Raw genomic sequence first — 21744 nt, forward strand, 5'->3', positions numbered from 1 at the left:
ACAGCAAGGAGACAATGTGAAGAAAGCAGTATGCATCGCCCTCGGCCTGGCCGCGGGCGCGGGCGCGCACGCCCAGACGAATGTGACCATCTACGGCATCGCCGACGCCGCGTTCGTCGGCGAGAACGGCGGCGCCGCCGGTCACCGGACGAAGATCACGAGCGGCGCCGCGTCCGCATCGCGCATCGGCTTCCGCGGCACGGAGGACCTGGGCAACGGCATGTCCGCGTTCTTCACGCTGGAGACGGGCGCGAAGATCGATACGGGCGAGCTCGATGCCGCGAACACGATCTTCAACCGCCAGGCGTTCGTGGGCATGAAAACGAAGGCGGGCGCGATCGCCTTCGGCCGCCAGTACACGCCTTACCACCTCACGCTGACGTCCGTCGCCGACCCGTTCGGCACGGGCTACGCGGGCACGGCGAAGAACCTCTTCCCCGACAACGGCACCAATGTCCGCACCAGCAACACGATCACGTACACGTCGCCCAAGGTGAACGGCGTGCACGCGGAACTCGCGTACAGCGCCGGCGAGCAGACCGAATTGTCGGCCGGTCGCCAGTTCGGCGGCGCGCTCGACCTGGCCCGTGGCGCCCTGCGCGTGCGCCTCGCCTACAACAGCAAGAACACGGACGTGGCGGCGGCGGGCGTGAACCACGACCTGGGCCGCAACGTGCTCCTCGCTGCCAACTACGACTTCAAATGGATCAAGCTGTATGGCGCATTCGAAGTCGACAAGGGTTATAACAGCGCCACCCTGGGCAACGCGAACAACCCGTACGGCGGGGTGAAACCGACGCCGTCGACGGACGGCCGCGAGATCCTGCTCGGTTTCTCCGCGCCCGTCGGGCCGGGCACGCTGATGTTCTCCACGCAGCACAAGGACGACCGCACGCAGTTCGACCAGGACGCCCGCGAGTGGGGCATCGGTTACCTGTACGCGCTGTCCAGGCGCACGGGCCTGTACGCCGCGTACGCACATATCCATAACAAGAACGGCGCCGGCTACACGGTCGCCAACAACACGGAGCCGGGTACGGGCAACACCGGCTTCAACCTGGGCATCCGCCAGACGTTCTGAGTCCGGCGGCCACACCAATCTCTGGAGGGACCATGGAGCACACAACGACCGCCGCCATACCGGCCGCAACCACCAAACTCGCGTCGCGCACGCGCTGGGGCATACTCGCCATCCTGTTCATCGTCACGACGGTCAACTACGCGGACCGCGCCTCGATCTCGATCGCGGGTCCGGAAATCCGCAAGGCCCTGGGCCTGTCGCCCGTCGAGATGGGCTTCGTCTTTTCCGCGTTCGCGTGGTCGTACGTGGCGGCGCAGCTGCCCGGCGGCTGGCTGCTCGACCGCTTCGGCTCGAAGATCACCTATTTCTTCAGCATTTTTCTCTGGTCGCTGTTCACGCTGCTGACGGGCGGCGTCGGCTTCCTCACCGGCGCTGCCGCCGTCGGCACGCTGTTCGTGCTGCGTTTCCTCGTCGGCGCGGCCGAGGCGCCTTCGTTCCCCGGCAACAGCCGCATCACGTCGGCGTGGTTCCCCACGCACGAGCGAGGGCTCGCGTCCGCGCTGTTCAACTCCGCGCAGTATTTCGCGACCGTGCTGTTCGCGCCGATCATGGGCTGGCTCGTCCACGCGTTCGGCTGGGAGAGCGTGTTCATCGTGATGGGCGGCCTCGGGATCGCGCTGGCCTTCGTCTGGCTGAAGGTCATCCACGGCCCGAAGGACCACCCGTCCGTCAGCGCCGGCGAACTGAAATACATCGAGGAGGGCGGGGCGCTCGTCGACCTGGATGGCGGCAAACGCGCATCGCAGGCGCCCGCGGTCGACACGCTCGCCTGCGTCAAGGAGCTGCTGTCCAATCGCATGCTGCTGGGCGTGTACATCGGCCAGTACTGCATCAACACGCTGACGTACTTCTTCCTCACGTGGTTCCCCGTGTACCTCGTGCAGGAGCGCCACATGACGATCCTGAAGGCGGGCTTCGTCGCATCGCTGCCCGCCATCGCCGGCTTCCTCGGCGGCGTCGTGGGCGGCGCGATCTCGGACCGCCTCGCGAAGGCCGGCTTCTCGCTGTCGATGTCGCGCAAGGTGCCGATCGTGTGCGGCATGCTGCTGTCGATGAGCATGATCGCCTGTAACTACATCGACACCGACGCCGTCGTCGTCGCCGTGATGGCGCTGGCCTTCTTCGGCAAGGGCGTCGGCGCGCTGGGCTGGGCCGTCGTCGCGGACACGTCGCCGAAGGAAGCGGGCGGCCTGTCCGGCGCGCTGTTCAACACCTTCGGCAACATCGCCGGCATCACGACGCCGATCGTCATTGGCTACATCCTGCAGGGCACCGGCTCGTTCGCGGGGGCGCTCGTGTATGTCGGCGCCAACGCCGCCGTCGCGATCTTCAGCTATGTGTTCATCGTGGGCGAGATCAAGCGCGTGACGCTGGTGAAGTCGCTGACAACGGCTTCGTCGATAGTTTGAATCCGATCGCCGGGTCGCTGCGTACAGGAGGGAGCGGGGGAGGCTTTTCTGTCCGCGTGCGGCGGTGGCGAAGGTCGACGACGACGCGGCCGCCGGCCCGCCGGCCGATCCGAAGGAAGTTCGCCCGGTTCATGGTCGACCTGGCGGCCGTCATGAAGCAGGCCACCGTGACGGCCGCGCACTTGCCGCAGACCGGATTGTCCGTGCGCGAGCAATACCTGTCCGCACGAATGTAATCGTTTCCAGTCCTGTCATTGTACGGTTACAATGTTTTCATTAAATCAATGACAGGGGCGACGTGAGCCAGGAGACCGACCAGGACGACCAGCTGTACCACCTGCTCGCGGCCGTGGCCCTGCAGGACCGCGCCGCGTTCCGCAGGCTGTACGACGCCACGTCGCCGCAGCTGTTCGGCTTCGCGCTGCGCGTGGTGCACAAGGAAGAACTGGCGGAGGAGGCCGTGCGGGATGCGTTCGTCGCGATCTGGCACGCGGCCGCCGGCTATCAGATGCACCTGGCGTCGCCGCTCACGTGGCTGGTGACGATCGTGCGCAACAAGGCGCTGGACGTTCGCCGCCGCGCGCTGGCGGACGGCGGCGACGTTCGCGTCGAACTCGAAGATGCCGACGGCCTGGCCGACATGACGGCGGGTCCGCACGGACAGGCGCAGCTCTCGCGCGACGCGCAGGCGCTGGCGCGCTGCATGGACACGCTCGCGGACCGCCAGCGCCAGGCGATCGGCATGGCGTACCTGCACGACCTGTCGCATTCGGAGGTGGCGGCGCGTCTCGCCCTGCCGCTCGGCACGGTCAAGACGTGGATCCGGCGCGGCCTCGACCGGCTGCGCGATTGCCTGTCCAGACGGGAGGCCGCATGAATATCCGCGACAACGCGCCGCTGCGCGACCGGCTCGCGGCCGAATACGCGCTCGGCACCTTGCGCGGCGGGGCGCGGCGCCGCTTCGAGACGTGGCTGCGCGACGACCGTCAATTGGGCGCCGCCGTCGCCGACTGGCAGGGCCGGCTCGCGGCGCTGGCCGAACTGCAGCAGCCGGTGACGCCGCCGGCGCGCGTGTGGGAAGGCATCGAGCGCCGCGTCGGATCTGCGGTGCAGACGCAGTGGTGGCAGTTCTGGCGCACGTCCGCCGCGCGGCCGTGGGGCGTGCTGGCGCTGGCCGCGGGCGCGGCCGCCGGCGGCGCGGCCGACGCAGCAGATCGCCGCCCTGTCCGACGCCCAGTCGCAGACCGCCATGGTCGTCACGGCCGACACGCGCCACCGCCGCCTGCAGGTGCGCGTGGCGGAAGACGTCCACGTGCCCGCCGACCGCACCCTGCAACTGTGGGCGATCACGCGCACGGGCAAACCCCGCTCGCTCGGCATCCTGCCCGGCAACCGCAGCACGGACCTGGCGCTGGACGCGCGCGCGACCGCGCCGGACGTGGCGCTGCTCGCGATCAGCCTGGAGCCGAAAGTCGGCTCGCCCGATCCAACCGGACCGACGGGACCCGTGCTGTACAAGGGCAGCTGGGCAAGGCTGTAAATCCACTCTTTCATCATCGAGGTGTCGTCATGCGCATGTTCGCCGTCCTGTCCTTGTGTTGCCTGACCGGCGTGGTCCACGCACAGGACATCGTGCCGCGTCCGGCCCGGCTGGAGCGCGGGACGGGCGAGTACGTCCTCACGCCGGCCACCCGCATCGTCGCCAGCGGCGCCGCGCGGCCCGAGGCGTCGACCCTGCGCGACTACCTGCGCCCGGCCACCGGCTTCGACCTGCCGGTGACCGCGCACGACGGCGCCAACGCGATCCGCCTGCGCCTCGACCCGAAGGCGGACCTGGGCAAGGAGGGCTACCGCCTCGTGAGCGACACGCGCGGCGTGACCATCTCGGCGGCGCAGCCGGCAGGCCTGTTCTACGGCATCCAGACCCTGCGCCAGATGCTCCCGGCCGACATCTACCGCCAGGCGCGGGTGAAACGCACGTGGACGCTGCCGGCCGTGGTGATCGAGGACGCGCCCCGGTTCTCGTGGCGCGGCAGCCACCTGGACGTAGCGCGCCACTTCATGCCGAAGGAATTCGTGCTGAAGCACATCGAGCTGCTGGCCCAGCACAAGATGAACGTCTTCCACTGGCATCTGACGGACGACCAGGGCTGGCGCATCGAGATCAAGCGCTATCCGCGCCTGACGCAGGTGGGCGCGTGGCGCCGCGACAGCATGCTCGCGTACGATCCGCCGCGCTACGACGGCAAGCCGCACGGCGGCTTTTATACGCAGGACGACATCCGCGAAGTGGTCGCCTGGGCGGCCGCGCGCCACGTGACGATCGTGCCGGAGATCGAGATGCCGGGGCATGCGCAGGCCGCCGTCGCGGCGTATCCCGAGCTGGGCAACCGGCCGGATCGGGCACTCCAGGTCGGCACCGACTGGGGCGTGATCCCGCACGTGTTCAACGTGGAGGACGGCACGATCGCCTTCCTGCAGAATGTGCTGGACGAGGTGATGGACCTGTTCCCGGGCCAGACCATCCACGTGGGCGGCGACGAGTGCCCGAAGACGGAATGGGCGCAGTCGCCGGCCGCGCTGGCGCGCATGAAGCAGCTGGGCCTCGTGCCCGCCACCGCCACGCTGCAGGACATCCAGAACTACCGCGACGCGCAGGGCAAGCCCGCCGAACATCCCGCGCTGCACGGCCTGCAGAGCTGGTTCATCGGCCGCATGGATGCCTACCTGACGCGGCACGGACGCCGCCTGATCGGCTGGGACGAGATCCTGGAAGGTGGCCTCGCGCCGGGCGCCGCCGTGATGAGCTGGCGCGGCGAGGCGGGCGGCATCAAGGCCGCGGGCGCCGGACACGACGTCGTCATGACGCCCGAGCGCGAGACCTATTTCGATTTTTACCAGGCCGACCCGAAGAGCCCCGGCTTTCGCGAACCGATGGGCGTGCGCGACGTGACGACGCTCGCGCGCGTGTACGCGTACGACCCGCTGCCGGCCGCGCTGCCGGCGTCGCAGGCGCGCCATGTGCTGGGCAGCCAGGCGCAGTTGTGGACGGAATACATGGCGACCCCGCGCGACGTCGAATACATGGCCTGGCCGCGCCTGGCGGCGCTGGCCGAGGGCCTGTGGACGCCGAAGGCGCTGAAGGAGTACGCCGGGTTCGAGGCGCGGATGCCGGCGGCGCTGGACCGCCTGCAGGTGCAGGACGTGAACTATCGTCCCCTGGAAGGTCCAAAGTAACGATCGCCCGCGGATGCCCCGCGGGCTGCAAGACCTACTGCATGAACCAGCCGTGGCTGACGACGATCGACTGGCCCGTCAGCGCGTTCGACGGGAACGTCGCGAGGAACAGCGCCGTGTGCGCGACGTCTTCCACGGTCGTGAATTCGCCGTCGACCGTCTCCTTCAGCATCACCTTCCTGACGACGTCCTCTTCGCTGATCCCCAGTTCCTTCGCCTGCTCCGGGATCTGCTTGTCGACGAGCGGCGTGCGCACGAAGCCAGGGCAGATCACGTTCGCCCGCACGCCGTGCTTCGCGCCTTCCTTGGCGACGACCTTGGCCAGGCCGACGAGGCCATGCTTCGCGGCGACGTACGGCGCCTTCAGCACGGAGGCTTCCTTCGAGTGCACGGACCCCATGTAGATCACAGTGCCGCCGCGGCCCTGCGCATACATCCGCTTCAGGCATGCGCGCGTCGTGAGGAAGGCGCCATCGAGGTGAATCGCGAGCATCTTCTTCCAGTCGGAGAACTTGAATTCGTCGACCGGCGCGACGATCTGGATGCCCGCGTTCGACACGAGCACGTCGATGCCGCCGAATTGATCGGCCACTTGCGCGATGCCCGCGTCGACCTGTTCCTCGTTCGTCACGTCCATCGCGACGGCCAGCGCGCGTTCCCCGGTCGGATCGAATTCACGCGCGACGGCCTGCGCGGCCTCCAGGTTGAGGTCCGCGATGGCGACCTTCGCGCCATGGTCGAAATAGGTCTTCGCGATCTCTTTGCCGATGCCGCTGGCGGCGCCCGTGACGACGGCGACTTTGTCCTGCATGTTCATGTCGGTTCCTTTTCTGCGGAGGTGGGGAGGGGAAGGGGATGCGCGGGCGGCGTCAGGAAATCGTAGGTGGCCGGGTTGCACTCGAAGCGCGGCAGCCGGAAGATCTCTTCATGCGCGAGCGTCTTCGTCGCATCCGCGTAGCCGGCCTGCCAGTGTTCCTTCATCGTGCGGCGCGAGAATTCGAAATCCTTGTACTGGCCTTCGTAGGTCGGCGAGCGGTAGACCAGTTCGACGATGTTGTACAGCGCGGGATCGGACGCTTCCGCCAGCATTTGCGCCTGCGGCGTCGCGGCCAGTTCGGGCGGCATCATCGCCAGCAGTTCGTTGAAGGCCGTGCGCAGCTTCTCCGTGCGGCGGAATGCGTCGGTCGCGGTGCGCGTGCGGCTCGAATACTGGATCTCCTTCATGCGCGTCGCGACGGCGGCAAGGTCTTTCGGCACTTCGCCGCGCGCGCTCCACAGGTCGACCTGGAACACGAGCGTGTGCAGGCGCGAACGCGCCGACAGTACCCAGTCGAGCGGCGTGTTCGACACCATGCCGCCGTCCCAGTACCGCTCGCCGTCGATCTCCACCGCGTCGAAGCCGGGCGGCAGCGCGCCGCTGGCCATGACGTGTTCCGGCCGGATGCGGTCCTTCGCATTGTCGAAGTAGGCGAAGTTGCCGGTCCTGACGTTGACGGCGCCGATCGACAGCCGCATCTCGCGCGCGTTGATGCGGTCGAAGTCGACGAGGCGCTCCAGCGTCGCCCGAAGGGGCGCCGTGTCGTAGAAACTCGTCGCACCCAGGCCGGGCCACGACAGGTACGGCGGCGGCACGCGCGGTTCGAAGAAGCCGGGCACGCCCTGCATGAGCACTCTTCCGGCCGCGATCTGGTTGACCCACGCGTGCAGCGTGTCGACGAGCGGCACGCCGGTCCACCGGTCGCCCACGATGCCGTCGCTGGCCGTGCTGACCAGTTCCCAGAATTCGCGCAGGCGTTCGACCCGCCGCTCGCGCGGATTGCCCGCGATGATCGCGCTGTTGATGGCGCCGATCGAAATGCCGGACACCCACGTGGGCTCGACGCCCGCTTCCAGCAGCTTTTCGTACACGCCGGCCTGGTACGCACCGAGCGCGCCACCGCCCTGCAGCACGAGTGCGATGCTGTCGAATTCGGTGGCGCAGGCTTTCGGTACTTCGGCGGGCGCCCGCGTGCCTTCGTGCAGTACGCTTTGATCCCGTGTGTTCACGTGCCGGCTCCGTCGCGGAGCGCTGGGGTTGGGTTCATCCATTCCTCGCTGTGTCAATACGAATCGCAAGCGACCTTGCGTTTGGTCAACGTGTCGCTTGGCCGATATTCTCACAAATTTGCGGATGAGGCTGTCGTACGATTGGATGATGCACACCATGTTTACGCGGCGCTGGTATAGTCGCCGGCATGGACGACACCTGGCATCCGCAACTGGACGAACACGGCCGCAAGGTGCGGCTGCGCGCGCCGTCGTGCGAAGCGAACCTGGCTGCGCTGGCCGACCCGCGGGCCGCGGTGACGTTCGTGCCGGGCAGCGTCTGCGCCGGCATGCTGGATGGTGTGCCGCTCGCGGCGTGCACGCGCGCCATGGTCGATGCCGCTTGCGCCGGTGGCGCCACGCTTGTCGAACCGCCGTTCGTCCTCCCGCCGGGGAAGCACGCGGCGGCCGGCGCCGTTGTGCGCGAAGCCGACGGCCGCATCTGGCTCGTGGCGCCGTCGAACGGCTTCGGCGGCTATGCGGTGACCTTTCCGAAAGGGCGCGTCGAACCGGGCCTGCCGCTGCAGGCCACGGCCATCCGCGAGGTATGGGAAGAATCGGGGCTGCTCGTGGAACCCGTGGCCTGGCTAGGCGACTTCCCTCGCACCCAGACCTTTACACGCTTTTACATCGCGCGCCGGATCGGTGGCCATCCCGCGCACATGGGGTGGGAATCGCAAGCCGTCCACCTCGTGACGCCCGCGCAGGCGCGTGGCCTGTTACACCGGGATACCGATCACGCGGTACTCGACGCCCTGAACGCATTTGAGGCGCATCAAGCCTGACGCCAGCCACGCGAGACACGGCAGCCTTTCCAATCTGTAATGTTCGACGACCCTGTTTTTAATTTTCGCTTCAGGTTCGCGGCGTACCGTTTTCATTGCATATCGGAAGCATTTCTTGCCCTGTCCGTCGTCCCTTTTAAGGCTGTCGCCCCCGTGAAACTCGCCGCTTACCAAGAACTCGCCCCACAGGAACTCGCTCCGCCGCAATCCGGCGGCCTGGCCATCCTCGGAGCCGATCCCGCACAGCACCGCCAGGTCCTCGACAAGCTCGACGAGCTCGGCTTGCGGCCCTATCTCGCGCCGTTTGAACACGGCCGCGGTTTCGCGCTGTCGGCGGACGCCGCGCATGCGCTCGTGGACGATGGCGACACGCTGAACCTGTGCCGCGATCTCGGCCTCGACACCGCCGCGAACATGGTCCACCTGGAACGCGAGATCGTGCTGGCGCTGCTGGCCGCGCCGCGCCTGCTGCGCTTTGCGAGTGCCGCCGAATTCCTGGCGGCGGTCGCGATCCGGCGCAACATCGTCGTGGCCGCGCGCGCCACCCAGCTCGCGTTCGGCACGGCCGAAGCGGACCGCCCGGCCAGCCACTGGACGTACGACGAAGACCGCGGCTTCACGATCTTGCCCGGACGGCCGCTGATCGAGGCCCTCACGCTCGCGACGCAGCCCGGTGCGGGCGACGGGCGCATGTACGCGTTCTCCTGCTACCGCGCGACCGAATATGTGATGCTGCTCGGGATCGCGCGCGAACTCGAACGGACCAACCCGCCGCTGCTCGCAGCCTTGCAGCGGCAGTGGGAGACGTCAGCGATCCAGTCGGGCGCCTTCCACGACGTCTTTCTCGTCGAATACGGTTCGTTCGACGCGCCGCTGCCGCCGCGCTGGTACGTGCCGGGCGATCGCGTGTGGTTCCGCAATCCGGACGCGCTTTCGTCGGACGCCTCCGGCTACGAAGGCTCGTGGGTGATCTATCTCGGCAACGGCCTGTTCAGCAATTTCTGGCAGCGCGACCGCCCGTACAGCCTGGTCGCGAAATGCCTGGAGATCTACCACTGGCGCCACGGCACGTATGTCGACGCCGCCGGCGACTTGCGGATGAACGAGGCGATCGTCGCCGCGCATGTGGCGGAGACGGCCGCCAACCCGGCCGCGCTGGCATCCGTCGTCGCGTGCATGTCGCGCCTGCGTGACACGCGCGGCGTGTATGCCGATGGCGGCTGCATCGACGTCTCGCGCGAATTCTCGCGTCCTGTCTGCCCCGGCACCACGGGCATCGTGCTGCCGGGCTGACGGCGCACGGCTGACGGCTTACGGCTCCAGGACGTAGTGGCCGGGCGCATCACGCACGCCGCGTCCTTGCGGAGGCGGCGCCACCCATGGACCGGCCAGGCGGGCCAGCCAATGTTCCCACGCCGGCCACCAGCTGCCTTCCCGCACGCGCGTCTCGGCCTGCCAGCTGTCGGGATCCGTGTACGGTGCGTCGTGTTCGTGGGTACTCATCTGGTAGCTGCGGTTCGGCGTACCCGGAGGCGACACGACGCCCGCATTGTGGCCGCCCGACGTCAGCAGGAACGTCACCGACGTATCGCTCAGCGGAATGATTTTATAGACGGAGCGCCACGGCGCCACGTGGTCCGTCATCGTGCCGACCGCGAGGATGGGGATGTGGATGTCGGTCAGCGCCACCGGCCGCCCGTTCACGAGGTAGCGCGAGCTGGCCAGGCTGTTCTGCAGGAACAGGTTGCGCAGGTATTGCGAATGCATGCGGTAGGGCATGCGCGTGGCGTCCGCATTCCACGAGGCGAGGTCATTGTCCTTGTCGGGGATGTCGAGCAGGTAGTGGCGCAGGCGGCGCGACCAGATCAGGTCGTTCGAGCGCAGCAGCTGGAAGGCGCCCGCCATCTGGCGCGTATCCAGGTAGCCCTGCTGCCACATCACGGCTTCCAGGAAGCTGACCTGGCTCTCGTCGATGAACAGTGACAGCTCGCCCGGCTCCGTGAAGTCGACCTGCGCCGCCAGCAGCGTCATGCTGGCAAGGCGCTCGTCGCCCTCGCGCGCCATCGCCGCCGCCGCGATCGCGAGCAGGGTGCCGCCAAGGCAATAGCCGCACGCATTGATCTGCGGGGCGCCGCTCTCGCGCACGACCGTGTCCAGCGACTCCATGATGCCGTGCCGCCGGTAATCGTCCAGCGACAGGTCGCGGTCGTCGGCCTGCGGATTCTTCCACGAGATCATGTACACGGTGTGGCCATGCTCGACGAGGTAGCGCACGAGCGAGTTGTGCGGGGAGAGGTCGAGGATGTAGTACTTCATGATCCACGCGGGCACGATCAGCAGCGGCACGGCATGCACCTGCGGCGTGACGGGATCGTAGCGCAGCAGTTCGACGAGGTGGTTTTCCATCACGACCTTGCCGGGCGTAATGGCGACGTCGCGCCCGGGCCGGAGGCTGACGGGCGCCGACGTGCCGGCCAGCGCGCGGCGCATGTCCGTGCCCGCGCGGGCCATGCCGTGCACGAGGTTCTGCCCGCCGCTGGCGAGCGTGACCTGCTGCGCGACCGGATTGGTGGCGATGAAGTTCGACGGCGCGATACCGTCGAGCAACTGGCGCGCGACGAACGTGACCACGTCGCCATGGTGCGACGACACGCCCCGCACGCCGGCCGTGGCCCGGTGCCACCATTGCTGCGTGAGCAGGAAGCCCTGGCTCAGCTGGTTCCACGGCCACGCATGCCAGAGCGGATCGCTGAAGCGCTTGTCCTGCGCCAGCGGCTGCACGGGTTCGGCCGGCGTGCCGAACATGGCGCTGGCACTGTACTGCAGCCAGCGCTGCATGTTGCTCGCGGCCTGCACGCCCAGCTCCAGCTGCTTGGCGGGCGAGAGCAGCAGGTGGGTGGCCCAGTCGTGCCACGCGCCGGCCAGCGCCGCCGGCGACACGTAGCCGGTCAGGCGCCCCAGCGCGGCGTTCAGCGCGAGGTCGACGTGCGCGTGTTCGACGCTGGCCTCGGGATAGCGCGGCCGCGCGCCGCCCTGCCACGTGCTGGCCTCGCGCCGCTGTTCGCTTGGCGGGATGTCGGACAGGATATTCATGATGCGATGCCTCCGAAGCAGGGCTGGAAGCACGTTTGACCAGAATCCGGCGAGTAAGTGCCGCACCATGGCGGTGCGTTCGCTTGATATGGCACAGATGCCCGTCCTGGAGACCCGTCTATCATTGTTTACGGCGAGGTAGCAAAGCGGTTATGCGACGGCTTGCAAAGCCGTTCAGACGTGTTCGACTCACGTCCTCGCCTTTCACTCTTCTTCCACACCGCTCCCCCACTTGAAGTTGTTGACCCCGGCCCGAAAAGCCGATAGCATTCGATCAAATGACAACGTTGGACAATTTGCGGCGAAAGACAACCGCGACACCAGCGCTGACCAGTTCGAAGACCCGAAGGGGCGGAGGAGACGAGGTGTCGACCATTCACGATGTCGCCGAAAAAGCCGGCGTATCGATCAAGACCGTGTCGCGCGTGCTGAACGATGCGAGCAGCGTGTCGGAAAAGACCCGCCAGCGGATCGAGCACGCCATGCAGGCGCTCGACTTCGCGCCGTCCGCCGCCGCGCGCATGCTGCGCGGGCGCCCGACCGATCTCGTGGCCGTCATCGCGGACCAGCTCACCACGACCCCCGATTCGTCCGAGATCATCAAGGGCATCCAGTCCGTCTGCGAAGACCTGGGCAAGATGCTCATCATCGGCGAGACGGGCGGACAGGCGCACGTCGCCAGCCGCCTGGTGGCCGACATGCGCACCCGCCGTGTGGAGGCGATCATCTTCGCCACCACGTTCCACCGTCCCGTGACGGTCACCGACACGCTGGGCCAGACGCCGGCCGTGCTCGCGAACTGCTTCGAAGCGGCATCCCGGTTCGCGGAGGTCATCCCGGACGACGAGGGCGGCGGCTATGCGGCGGCCGAGACCGTGCTGCGCGCCGGCCACCGCAAGATCGCGTTCCTGCAGCTGATCGAGGGCATGGTGGCGACGCGCCTGCGCCTGCAGGGTTTTCGCCGCGCCATGCAGGACCACGGCGTAAGGCCGAACGCCGCCTGGCTGCTGCACGGCGCCACGCCCGGTGTCGAGGACGAGTTCGCGCAGTTGCGGACGACGATCGACGGCCTGTTCGCGGGCGCCGAACGTCCGACGGCCATCCTGTGCGGGAACGACAAGATGGCGATCCGCGTGATCTTCCTGCTGCAGCGGCGCGGCCTGCGGGTGCCGGAAGACGTGTCCGTCGTCGGCTTCGACGACTTCCGGCTTCTGTCGGAGGCGTCCGATCCCGGCCTGACGACCGTCACCCTGCCATATCGCGAGATCGGTGCGCTCGCCGCGCGGCGGGCGCTCGCCAAGGACCTGGAGCCGGGCATCGTCCGCGTGCCATGCCGCGCCGTGCTGCGCGGTACCGTGGCGGCGCCGTCGGGTGGCAAGGCGGGACAATGATGAAACGGGCGCTGCTTCCGGTACTCGCCATGGTGGCGCCGCCCGCCCTGGCGGCGCCCATCGACATTACCGTGTGGCGCCACGATACCGGCGACGCCGAAATGGTCGCGAGCCGGAACATGGTCGACCGGTTCAACCGCGCCCAGGACAAGTGGAAAGTCGTCGTCGAGACGATCCCGCAAGGCACGTACACGGAATCGATCACGGCGGCGTCCCTCGTCGGGCACCTGCCGTGCGTCATGGCGATCGACCAGCCGGCCGTGCCCAACTTCGCGTGGGCCGGCACCATCCGTCCGCTCGACCGGCTGCTGCCGGCGTCGGCGCTGCAACCGTTGCTGCCGGGCGGGCGCGGCACGTACCAGGGACGGCTCTACAGCGTGGGCCAGTTCGACGTCGTGCTGGCGCTGTTCGCGCGCCGGTCGCGGCTCGCCGCCGAGGGCATCCGCGTGGCGACCATCGATCAGCCCTACTCGGCGCGCGAACTCCACGACATCCTGCTGAAGGCCAAGCGCGCCGGCCATTACCGCTATCCGCTCGACCTGAACGGCAAGGCGACAGGCGAGTGGTTCAGTTATGCCTTCTCGCCCTGGCTCGAGAGCGCCGGGGCGGACTTGATCGACCGCGGCGACTACCTGCGCGTCGAGGGTGTGCTCAACGGCGACGCCGCCGTGGGTGTCGCCCGCTACTACGGCCGCCTGTTCAGGGACCGTCTCGCCGAACGCAATCCCGCCGACGACAAGAGCTTCGAACAGGGGCGCTCGCTGCTCCAGTACACCGGGTCGTGGAAGGCGCGCGACTACAGCGAACGCTTCGGCGACGATCTCGTCGTGATGCCGCCGCCCGATTTCGGCCATGGCCCCCGGATCGGCGCAGCGTCCTGGCAGTGGGCGGTGTCGAGCAGCTGTCCTTATCCGGCGGGTGCCGCGGCGTTTCTCGAGCACGTGCTGTCCGCACGGGAGATGGCCGAGTTCTCGCGCATGACCGGGCTGGTCCCCGTCACGGCGGATGCCGCGGCGCTCACGGAGCACTACCGCCCGGGCGGCGCCTGGCGCATCTATTTCGACTTCGCCGCTCGCTATGCGCGGCCGCGGCCCGCGACGCCGGGTTACCCCGCGATCTCGGCCGCGTTCGAGAAGTCCATGGCGGATGTCCGTGCCGGGAAGGATGCGGCCGAGGCGATGGACGAGGCGGTCGAGACGATCGAACACGACATCGCCCGCAACGGCGGCTACGGGTTCATCCGGCACGACGCGGTGGCGCGCCAATGAAGACACTGCCCGGCCGCGACCATCCGCTGGCGATCGCCGGCTTCGCCGGTCCGGCGCTGCTGCTGCTCGGCTTCTTCATGCTGTTGCCGCTGCTGATCGCGGCCGGCGCCACGTTCACCGATCACCGGCTGGTGTCGCCGGCGCCGACCCGCTACGTCGGCCTGGAGAACTACCGGCGCCTGCTGGCGCTGCAGGTGGTCGAGGTGGGGCCGCTGCGCGACGCGGCCGGCGCGGCGTTGCGCGACGAGGAGGGCATCCGCTTCCCCACGTGGCGCCAGACGCGCCGCGCGCAGCCGCAGCTGGCGCAATACCGGCCGGCGTGGCAGGTCCAGCTGGGCGAGCGCCGGTTCGTGCTGGCGGCGACGGACCCGCTGTTCTACCGTTCCCTCATCAACACCTTCCTGTTCGCGCTGCTGGTGCTGCCGCTGCAATGCGGCGCGGCGCTGGGGCTGGCGCTGCTGGTGAACCAGCGCATCGCCGGGCGCGTCTTCTTCCGCACCGTGTATTTCGCGCCCGTCGTGACGTCGATGGTGGTCGCGTCCATCGTCTGGTCGTTCATGCTGAACACCGACCGCGGCATGATCAACGAGCTGCTGCGCGCCGTGACGGGCGATCCGAACGTCGGGCCGGACTGGCTGGGCGAGCCCCGCTATGCGCTGCCCGCCATCGCCATCATGTCGGCCTGGCAGGGCGCGGGATTCCAGATGCTCGTGTTCCTTGCCGGCCTGCAGTCGATCGCGCCGGAGCTGTACGAGGCCGCGACCCTGATGGGCGCGAATGCGTGGCAGCGCTTCGTGCACGTCACCTTGCCGGGGCTGCGCAACACCATCGTCTTCGTCGTCGTGTCGACCCTGCTGCTGGCGTTCGGCCTGTTCACCCAGGTCGACGTGATGACGCAGGGCGGACCGCTCGATTCGACGACGACCGTCGTGTATCACGCGGTGCGTACCGGGTTCCGCCAGCAGGACATCGGGTACGGCTCGACCATCGCCATGGTCTTCTTCGGCATCGTGCTGCTGGTCGCCGTGCTGCAGCGCGTCCTCGTCGCGCGGGGGGAGAACGCATGAAGCCGTTCCTCCGCATCGCCTTCCTGGTCGCCGTCATGGGCGTGCTCGGCGTCGTGTTCGCGGCCCCGCTGCTGTTCATGTTCGCGTCGTCGTTCAAGCGCGACGACGCCATCTTCGCCAACCTCGCCAGCTGGTCCGCGTTCGTCCCCGATGCGGGATGGTCGCTGGCCAACTACGCGGCGATCTTCGAGCGCAGCAACCTCCCGTTGTTCCTGCTGAATTCCACGACCATCGCCGCGTGCGTCGTCGTCGGCGGCGTCCTGGTCAACAGCATGCTCGCGTTTTCCCTGAGCCGCATGCGCTGGCGCGGCCGCCGCGCGGTGCTGGCCGTGGTGGTCGCGCTGATGATCGTCCCGTTCGAAGTCATCGCCATTCCCCTGCTGTCGCTGGTCGCGCGCCTGCCCTGGCCCGGCATCGAACAGGGCGCGCTGACGTGGCACACCGGCTGGTTCAACAGCCTGCACGTGCAGATCATCCCGTTCCTCGCCAACGCCTTCTGCGTCTTCCTGTTCTACCAGTTTTTCCGCGACATCCCGCGCGAGCTGGACGAAGCGGCCAGGATGGACGGCGCCGGACCGTGGACCCTGTTCTTCCGCATCATCCTGCCCAACAGCCGTCCCGTGATCGCGACGGCCGCGATCGTGCTCTTCATCGCGGCGTGGAACCAGTACCTGTGGCCGATCATGGTCGTGCAGGGCGAAGCGGCGCGCCCCGTGCAGCCGGGCATCCAGCAATTCTTCGGGCGTTCCAATTCCTGGGGCCAGATCATGGCCTACGCGTCCGTGGTCACGCTGCCCGTGCTCGCCGTATTCCTCGCGTTCCAGCGCCAGTTCGTCGCCTCGGTGGCGGGTTCCGGCATCAAGGGCTGAATCGATTCAATCATCATGACACTCAAACTCGACGACAAATACATCTGGGATTTCTGGCACTACGCGGAAGGCGACGCCCAGCACCTGTTCATGCTGCAGGCCGACCGCGCGATCGGCGATCCGGACCTGCGCCACTGGAACGTCTCCATCGGCCACGCCGTGTCGCGTGACCTGCGGCACTGGGATTACCGCGGCACCGTGTTCGGGCCGTCCGCCGGACCCGCATGGGACGACTTCACGACGTGGACCGGTTCCGTGATCCATGCGGAAGGCCGCTACCACCTGTTCTACACGGGGACGTGCCGCGCCGAGAACGGGCTGCGCCAGCGCATCGGCCACGCGACCTCGAGCAGCATCGACGGCCCGTGGACCCGCGTCGGCGACGGCCTCGCGCTGGATCTCGACGAACGCTTTTACGAAGAACATGCGGAGGGCCGCTGGCACGACCGCGCGCTGCGCGACCCGTGGGTGCTGCCGGACCCGATCGACGGCATGTACCACATGTTCTTCACGGCGCGCCGCAACGACGGCCCCACGTTCGAGCGCGGCGTCATCGGCCATGCCGTCTCGCCCGATCTCGTGCACTGGGAAGCGACGGCGCCCGTGTACGAGGGCGGCCACTACGGCCAGCTGGAAGTGCCGCAGGTGTTCGCGCGCGACGGGCAGTGGTTCTGCACCTTCTGCAACGTGCGCGACCACTGGGCCGAGGCGCAGCGCGCGCGGCAGGGCGGCGGCGTCTCGGGCACGCACTACCTCGTGGCCGGGAATCCGCTCGGCCCGTGGCAACCGGCCGAAGGCTTCCTGGATGGCGACGTACCGTGCCGGCGCTACGCGGGCAAGATCCTGCGTGACCCGGTGACGGGCGAGGACTGCCTGATGGCCTTTCTCGATGCGGGGCCGGACGGCCGGTTCGTCGGCCAGATCAGCGACCCGATCCCGCTGCGCTTCGAGCATGGCCGCTACCGGCTGGACGACATTTTGGCACCGGAATGACAACGATGGACAACCATCCTTGAGGAGACACCGTGATTCCCTTTGACCAGACAAGCCGGCCGTGGCGGCGCGGGGTGGCTGCAATGCTGCTGGCGCTGCTCGCGCCGGCCCGTGCCGGAGCGGCGACCGACATCGCCGCCTGGCCGCTCGACGAGCAGCGCGGCAGCAGGACGATGGAAGCCGTCTCGGGCCGCCACGACCCCGTCGACTACGTCTTCAACCATGCCCGCTTCAAGCCCGATTCCGATCCGCTGTGGCGCCCGGCCACGGCGTGCGTCAAGGGCGGCTGCCTGCTGTTCGACGGCTACTCCACGGACATCACGGCACCCGGCCTCGCGGCGGCGCAGCTGGGCGCCGGCTGGACGATCAGTGCGTGGGTGGCGCCGCATGCGTTCGAATGGGGCGACGGCGGCCAGTACTCGGCGTTCCTCAGCCAGTTCGACGAGGGCAGCAAGACCGGCTTCGCGTTCGGCATGTATCGCTTCGGCACCTGGGGCATCAAGCTGGGATTCGGCGGCGCGGAATTCGACCTGCGCGTGAGCGACCGCAAGTTGCCGAAGGACGCGTGGTCGCACGTGGCGGCCAGCTACGATCCGCGCGGCCGCGTGGTCCGGCTGTTCCTCGACGGCGAACAGGTGGCGACCGGCAGGGCGCCGGCGGAAGGCAGCTTCGCGTTGCCCGCGCGGGCGCTGACGATCGGCCGCTATTCGCAGCCGCGCACCGTGGAGGGCGTGTTCCAGCTGAACACCTTCCTCGGCCTGATGGACGAGGTCCGCATCACGGCGGGCGCGGCGACGGGGGAGGATATCGCACGCAGGGTGCACGCCGACCTGGCGGCCCGTGGCGGCAGGGCGCCCACGCTGGCGCAGGCCGACGTCACCATCGCGCCCGTCACGTTCGCCGGCGACCGCCATCGCCCGCAGTACCACGCGATGCCGGATTCCGGCTGGATGAATGAACCCCATGCGCCGTTCTACCAGGACGGCCGCTACCACCTGTTCTTCCAGAAGAACCCGTTCGGCCCGTTCTGGCACCAGATCCATTGGGGGCACTGGGTCAGCCCGGACATGGTCCACTGGCGCGAACTGCCCATCGCGCTGGCGCCGGAAGACGACACGCTCGCGCCGGACGGCATCTGGTCCGGCAGCGCCACGCATGCGCGCGACGGCACGCCGGTGCTGTTCTTCACGGCGGGAAACGACAAGGCGCCCATCCACGAGCGCACCGGTCTCGCGCGGCCTGCGGATGCGGACCTGGTGCGGTGGACGAAGCATCCGGTGCCGGTGACCGAGCAGCAGCCGGGCCCCGGGCACACGGGCGATTTCCGCGACCCGTTCGTGTTCCGCGACGATGCCGGCGACCGCTGGTTCCAGCTCGTGGGCTCGCGCATCGCGGGCGGCAGCGGCACGGCGCTCGTCCACGAATCGTCCGACCTCGTCCACTGGCGTTATCGGGGGCCGCTGTTCACGCTCGATGCGCAGCGCTATCCCGGCTTCGACAAGACGTTCGAACTGCCCGTGCTGCTGCCGATCGGGATGGGGACGGACGGCCGCCCCCGTCACGTGTTCCTCACGGACGTGGGGGCGCAGGCGTACTACTGGATCGGCGTGTTCGACCCCGCCGCCGCGCGCTTCGTGCCGGACCGCGAGGCCCCGCGCGTGTTCGACCTGGGCGATCACCATTTTTCCGGTCCCAGCGGTTTTATCGATCCAAAGACGGGGCGCACCATCGTCTTCTCGATCGCCCAGGGCGAACGCGGCCTGCGCGACGAATGGGCGAGCGGCTGGGCCCACAACGCGGGCCTGCCCGTGACGCTCGCGATCGGCCCGGACGACGACCTGCGCCTGGCGCCCATCGACGAACTCCGGAGCCTGCGCCAGGAGGTGTTGCTGGACCTGGCCGATGTCACGCCCGCCGCGGCGGCGGCCCGGCTGGCAACGATCAAGGGCGACGCGCTGGAAGTGGAACTGGACATGGAACTTGAACCGGCGGCGGACGGCCACGCGCGGCGCGGGCTCGTCGTCCGCAAGACGCCCGACGATGCCGAGCACACGGACCTCGTCGTGGATACCGCGCGCAAGCGTTTCGAGATCGACCGCACGCACACGACGCGGGACGCGGACGCCCGCTCGCGCGGCGTGCAGGGCGGCGCGTTCGACCTGCGCGGCGAGCACGTGCGCCTGCGCGTGTTCGTGGACCGGTCGATGGTCGAAGCCTATGTCAACGAACGCAAGAGCATCACGAGCCGCATGTATCCGTCGCGGCTTGACGCGACCGGGCTCGGGTTGATCGCGGCGCCGGGCGACCGTGTCGTCAGGCTGAAAGTATGGCGCATGGGCGGGCTGGATGCGGAGGCCTCGACATGGCATCCATCACGTTGACCGGCGTGGGCAAGACCTACGCCGGCAAGCGCGCCAACCGCGTCCTCGAGGACATCTCGTTCTCGATCGCGGACGGCGAGTTCGTCGTGCTGGTCGGTCCTTCGGGCTGCGGCAAATCGACCGTCCTGCGCATGATCGCGGGCCTGGAAGAGGCGAGCGGCGGCGAGATCCGCATCGGCGGCGCGCGCGTCAACGAGACGCCGCCGGCCCGGCGCGGCCTGGCGATGGTGTTCCAGGGCTATGCGCTGTACGCGCACATGACCGTGTTCGAGAACATCGCCTTCGGCCTGCGCCTCGCACGCGTGCCGAAGAAGGAGGTCGAGGCATCCGTACGCACGGTCGCGTGCATGCTGCAGCTCGAGCACCTGCTGGACCGCAAGCCGCCGCAGCTGTCGGGCGGGCAGCGCCAGCGCGTGGCCATCGGCCGCGCCATCGTGCGCAAGCCGCGCGCCTTCCTGTTCGACGAACCGCTGTCGAACCTGGACGCCGCGCTGCGCGCCGACATGCGCGTCGAGATCGCGCGGCTGCACAAGCAGCTGGGCGCGACGATGGTCTACGTGACCCACGACCAGGTCGAGGCAATGACCCTGGCCGACCGCATCGTCGTGCTGGGGCCGACGGGCGTGCAGCAGGTCGGGGCGCCGATGGCGTTGTACGAGCGGCCCGCGAACGTGTTCGTCGCCGGCTTCATCGGCATGCCGAAGATGAACCTCGTCGACGGCACCGTCGACGCGCAGGGCCGGCTCGCGCTGGGCGGCGTGGCGCTGGACTGGCGCGGCCCGGCCGCAAGCGGCACCCCGGTGACGGTCGGCGTGCGGCCCGAGCACCTCGTGCCGGATGCCGCGGGACCGATCCGCGGCGGCGTCGCGCTCGTCGAGCGGCTCGGCGCGGAATCGCACGTGCACCTGGATGTCGCGGGGCTGGCGCGGCCCCTCGTGGTGTCCATCAAGGAGACGCCGCCGCCGCCGGGCAGCGCCTGGGCCGTCGCGCCCGCGGACGGCGCGCTGCACGTATTCGGACCGGACGGCAGGCGTATCGAAAACAATGTCATTCAGCAGGAGGAAGCATGATCGTAGTGTGTGGTGAAGCGTTGTTCGATGTGTTCGCGGCCGGGGAGGGGGTAGAAAAGCGGGCGGCCGCCATCGACCTGTCGGCCTGCCAGGGCGGTTCGCCGTTCAACCTGGCGACCGGCGTGGCGCGGCTGGGTGGCACCGCGTCGTTCTTCGGCGGCCTGTCGCGCGACCTGTTCGGCCGCAAGCTGCACGCGGCGCTGGCGGCCGAGGGCGTGGACCTGTCCGCCGCGCCGCGTCCGGACGCGCCCACCGCGCTCGTGATGGTCAGCGTCGACGAGCGCGGCGTGCCCCTCTACACGTTCTACGGCAGCGGCACGGCCGACCGCATGGTGACCCAGGCCGACCTGGCGAGCGTGCCCGCCGACGCGGCGGCGATCCACGTGGGCTCGTACTGCATGGTCGTCGAGCCCGTGGCGTCCGCCTTGCGCGCGCTGGTCGACCGGCAGCGCGGCCGCAGCCTCATCGTCTACGACCCGAACGTCCGGCTGACCATCGAGCCCGACGTCGACACGTGGCGCGAATCCGTGCGCTGGATGCAGCGCCGCGCCGACGTGCTCAAGGTCAGCGAGGAAGACATCCACGCGCTGTATCCGGGCATGCGCGTCGACACGTTCATCGCGCAGTCGCTGGAAGCCGGCGTGGCCCTCGTCGTCGTGACATGGGGCGAGCGGGGCGTGGTGGCGGTCACGCGCTCGCAGCTGGCGGTGGAAGTGCCGGCCGTGCCCGTCACGGTCGTGGACACGGTCGGCGCCGGCGACACGTTCCAGGCCGGCCTGCTCGCCTGGCTGCAGCGCGCCGGCAAGCTCACACGGCGCGCGGTGGAAGGCCTGGTCCAGGACGAACTGGTGGAAGCGTTGCGCTTCGCCGCGCGCGCCGCCGCCGTCACCTGCTCGCGCCGCGGCGCGGACCTGCCGTACACGAGCGAACTGGCCGATGTGGAAGGTTTCGAATTTTTTTAAAAATTTTTTCAAAAGAAATGACAACGTTGGACATCCGGTTCAAAAGACCGGCA

18 protein-coding genes and 1 tRNA gene are annotated in these 21744 nt (G+C 68.7%); 16 read left to right on the top strand and 3 right to left on the bottom strand.

Features of this window, described 5'->3' with window-relative positions; translation table 11 throughout:
* The first annotated feature begins 16 nt into the window (after nt 1–16).
* The 5 genes from ACEN98_RS13020 to ACEN98_RS13040 all read left to right on the top strand — a co-directional run bounded on the left by ACEN98_RS13020 (nt 17) and on the right by ACEN98_RS13040 (nt 5727).
* On the top strand, nt 17–1081 hold the full coding sequence (locus ACEN98_RS13020; RefSeq protein WP_413384903.1) for a porin: 1065 nt from the start codon (nt 17–19) through the stop codon (nt 1079–1081).
* 32 nt (nt 1082–1113) lie between these two features.
* Complete coding sequence (locus ACEN98_RS13025) at nt 1114–2490, top strand: MFS transporter (protein ID WP_413384905.1); 1377 nt, start codon at nt 1114–1116, stop codon at nt 2488–2490.
* A 298-nt stretch (nt 2491–2788) separates the two neighbouring features.
* Nucleotides 2789–3367, top strand: coding sequence for a sigma-70 family RNA polymerase sigma factor (locus tag ACEN98_RS13030; protein ID WP_413384907.1), 579 nt, complete (start codon nt 2789–2791; stop codon nt 3365–3367).
* 345 nt (nt 3368–3712) lie between these two features.
* Nucleotides 3713–4030: an anti-sigma factor domain-containing protein gene (locus tag ACEN98_RS13035; RefSeq protein ID WP_413385984.1), complete on the top strand. Its 318-nt coding sequence runs from the start codon at nt 3713–3715 to the stop codon at nt 4028–4030.
* 29 nt (nt 4031–4059) lie between these two features.
* Nucleotides 4060–5727 (top strand): beta-N-acetylhexosaminidase, encoded by a 1668-nt coding sequence (locus ACEN98_RS13040; RefSeq protein ID WP_413384909.1) that lies wholly within the window; start codon nt 4060–4062, stop codon nt 5725–5727.
* 34 nt (nt 5728–5761) lie between these two features.
* Here the strand turns inward: ACEN98_RS13040 and ACEN98_RS13045 are convergent, their stop codons facing one another.
* Together ACEN98_RS13045 and ACEN98_RS13050 are read right to left on the bottom strand one after the other, a co-directional pair.
* Complete coding sequence (locus ACEN98_RS13045) at nt 5762–6544, bottom strand: 3-hydroxybutyrate dehydrogenase (RefSeq protein WP_413384911.1); 783 nt, start codon at nt 6542–6544, stop codon at nt 5762–5764.
* A complete protein-coding gene (locus tag ACEN98_RS13050; RefSeq protein ID WP_413384913.1) occupies nt 6541–7773 on the bottom strand; it encodes a patatin-like phospholipase family protein in 1233 nt (410 codons plus the stop codon). The genes ACEN98_RS13045 and ACEN98_RS13050 overlap by 4 nt, the downstream gene beginning before the upstream one ends.
* Nucleotides 7774–7961: 188 nt before the next feature.
* Between ACEN98_RS13050 and ACEN98_RS13055 the strand changes: the two genes are divergently transcribed.
* Nucleotides 7962–8597: an NUDIX hydrolase gene (locus ACEN98_RS13055; protein WP_413384915.1), complete on the top strand. Its 636-nt coding sequence runs from the start codon at nt 7962–7964 to the stop codon at nt 8595–8597.
* A gap of 153 nt (nt 8598–8750) precedes the next feature.
* Nucleotides 8751–9890, top strand: coding sequence for a hypothetical protein (locus ACEN98_RS13060; protein WP_413384917.1), 1140 nt, complete (start codon nt 8751–8753; stop codon nt 9888–9890).
* An 18-nt stretch (nt 9891–9908) separates the two neighbouring features.
* On the opposite strand, the gene ACEN98_RS13065 is transcribed toward ACEN98_RS13060, so the two are convergent.
* Nucleotides 9909–11690: a PHA/PHB synthase family protein gene (locus ACEN98_RS13065; protein ID WP_413384919.1), complete on the bottom strand. Its 1782-nt coding sequence runs from the start codon at nt 11688–11690 to the stop codon at nt 9909–9911.
* A 132-nt stretch (nt 11691–11822) separates the two neighbouring features.
* On the opposite strand from ACEN98_RS13065, the gene ACEN98_RS13070 reads away from it, so the two are divergent.
* From ACEN98_RS13070 to ACEN98_RS13110, 9 genes are all read left to right on the top strand, one after another.
* A tRNA-Cys gene (locus ACEN98_RS13070) sits at nt 11823–11893 on the top strand.
* A gap of 162 nt (nt 11894–12055) precedes the next feature.
* On the top strand, nt 12056–13081 hold the full coding sequence (locus ACEN98_RS13075; protein ID WP_413384921.1) for a LacI family DNA-binding transcriptional regulator: 1026 nt from the start codon (nt 12056–12058) through the stop codon (nt 13079–13081).
* Nucleotides 13078–14349, top strand: coding sequence for an extracellular solute-binding protein (locus tag ACEN98_RS13080; RefSeq protein WP_413384923.1), 1272 nt, complete (start codon nt 13078–13080; stop codon nt 14347–14349). The genes ACEN98_RS13075 and ACEN98_RS13080 overlap by 4 nt, the downstream gene beginning before the upstream one ends.
* Entirely contained in the window at nt 14346–15416 is a 1071-nt protein-coding gene (locus ACEN98_RS13085; RefSeq protein ID WP_413384926.1) for a carbohydrate ABC transporter permease, read from the top strand. Before ACEN98_RS13080 ends, ACEN98_RS13085 begins: the two co-directional genes overlap by 4 nt.
* The gene (locus ACEN98_RS13090) at nt 15413–16285 is read left to right on the top strand and encodes a carbohydrate ABC transporter permease (RefSeq protein WP_413384928.1); all 873 of its coding nucleotides are present in this window, start codon (nt 15413–15415) and stop codon (nt 16283–16285) included. Before ACEN98_RS13085 ends, ACEN98_RS13090 begins: the two co-directional genes overlap by 4 nt.
* Nucleotides 16286–16300: 15 nt before the next feature.
* Nucleotides 16301–17278, top strand: a complete 978-nt coding sequence (locus ACEN98_RS13095; protein ID WP_413384930.1) for a family 43 glycosylhydrolase — start codon at nt 16301–16303, stop codon at nt 17276–17278.
* 32 nt (nt 17279–17310) lie between these two features.
* A complete protein-coding gene (locus ACEN98_RS13100) occupies nt 17311–19659 on the top strand; it encodes a GH32 C-terminal domain-containing protein (RefSeq protein ID WP_413384932.1) in 2349 nt (782 codons plus the stop codon).
* Entirely contained in the window at nt 19641–20729 is a 1089-nt protein-coding gene (locus ACEN98_RS13105) for an ABC transporter ATP-binding protein (protein WP_413384934.1), read from the top strand. Before ACEN98_RS13100 ends, ACEN98_RS13105 begins: the two co-directional genes overlap by 19 nt.
* Nucleotides 20726–21691, top strand: coding sequence for a carbohydrate kinase family protein (locus ACEN98_RS13110; protein ID WP_413384936.1), 966 nt, complete (start codon nt 20726–20728; stop codon nt 21689–21691). The genes ACEN98_RS13105 and ACEN98_RS13110 overlap by 4 nt, the downstream gene beginning before the upstream one ends.
* Nucleotides 21692–21744 lie beyond the last annotated feature (53 nt).

Origin of the sequence: Massilia sp. CT11-137 (assembly GCF_047302885.1) — a bacterium.
Lineage (GTDB): Bacteria > Pseudomonadota > Gammaproteobacteria > Burkholderiales > Burkholderiaceae_D > Telluria > Telluria orientalis.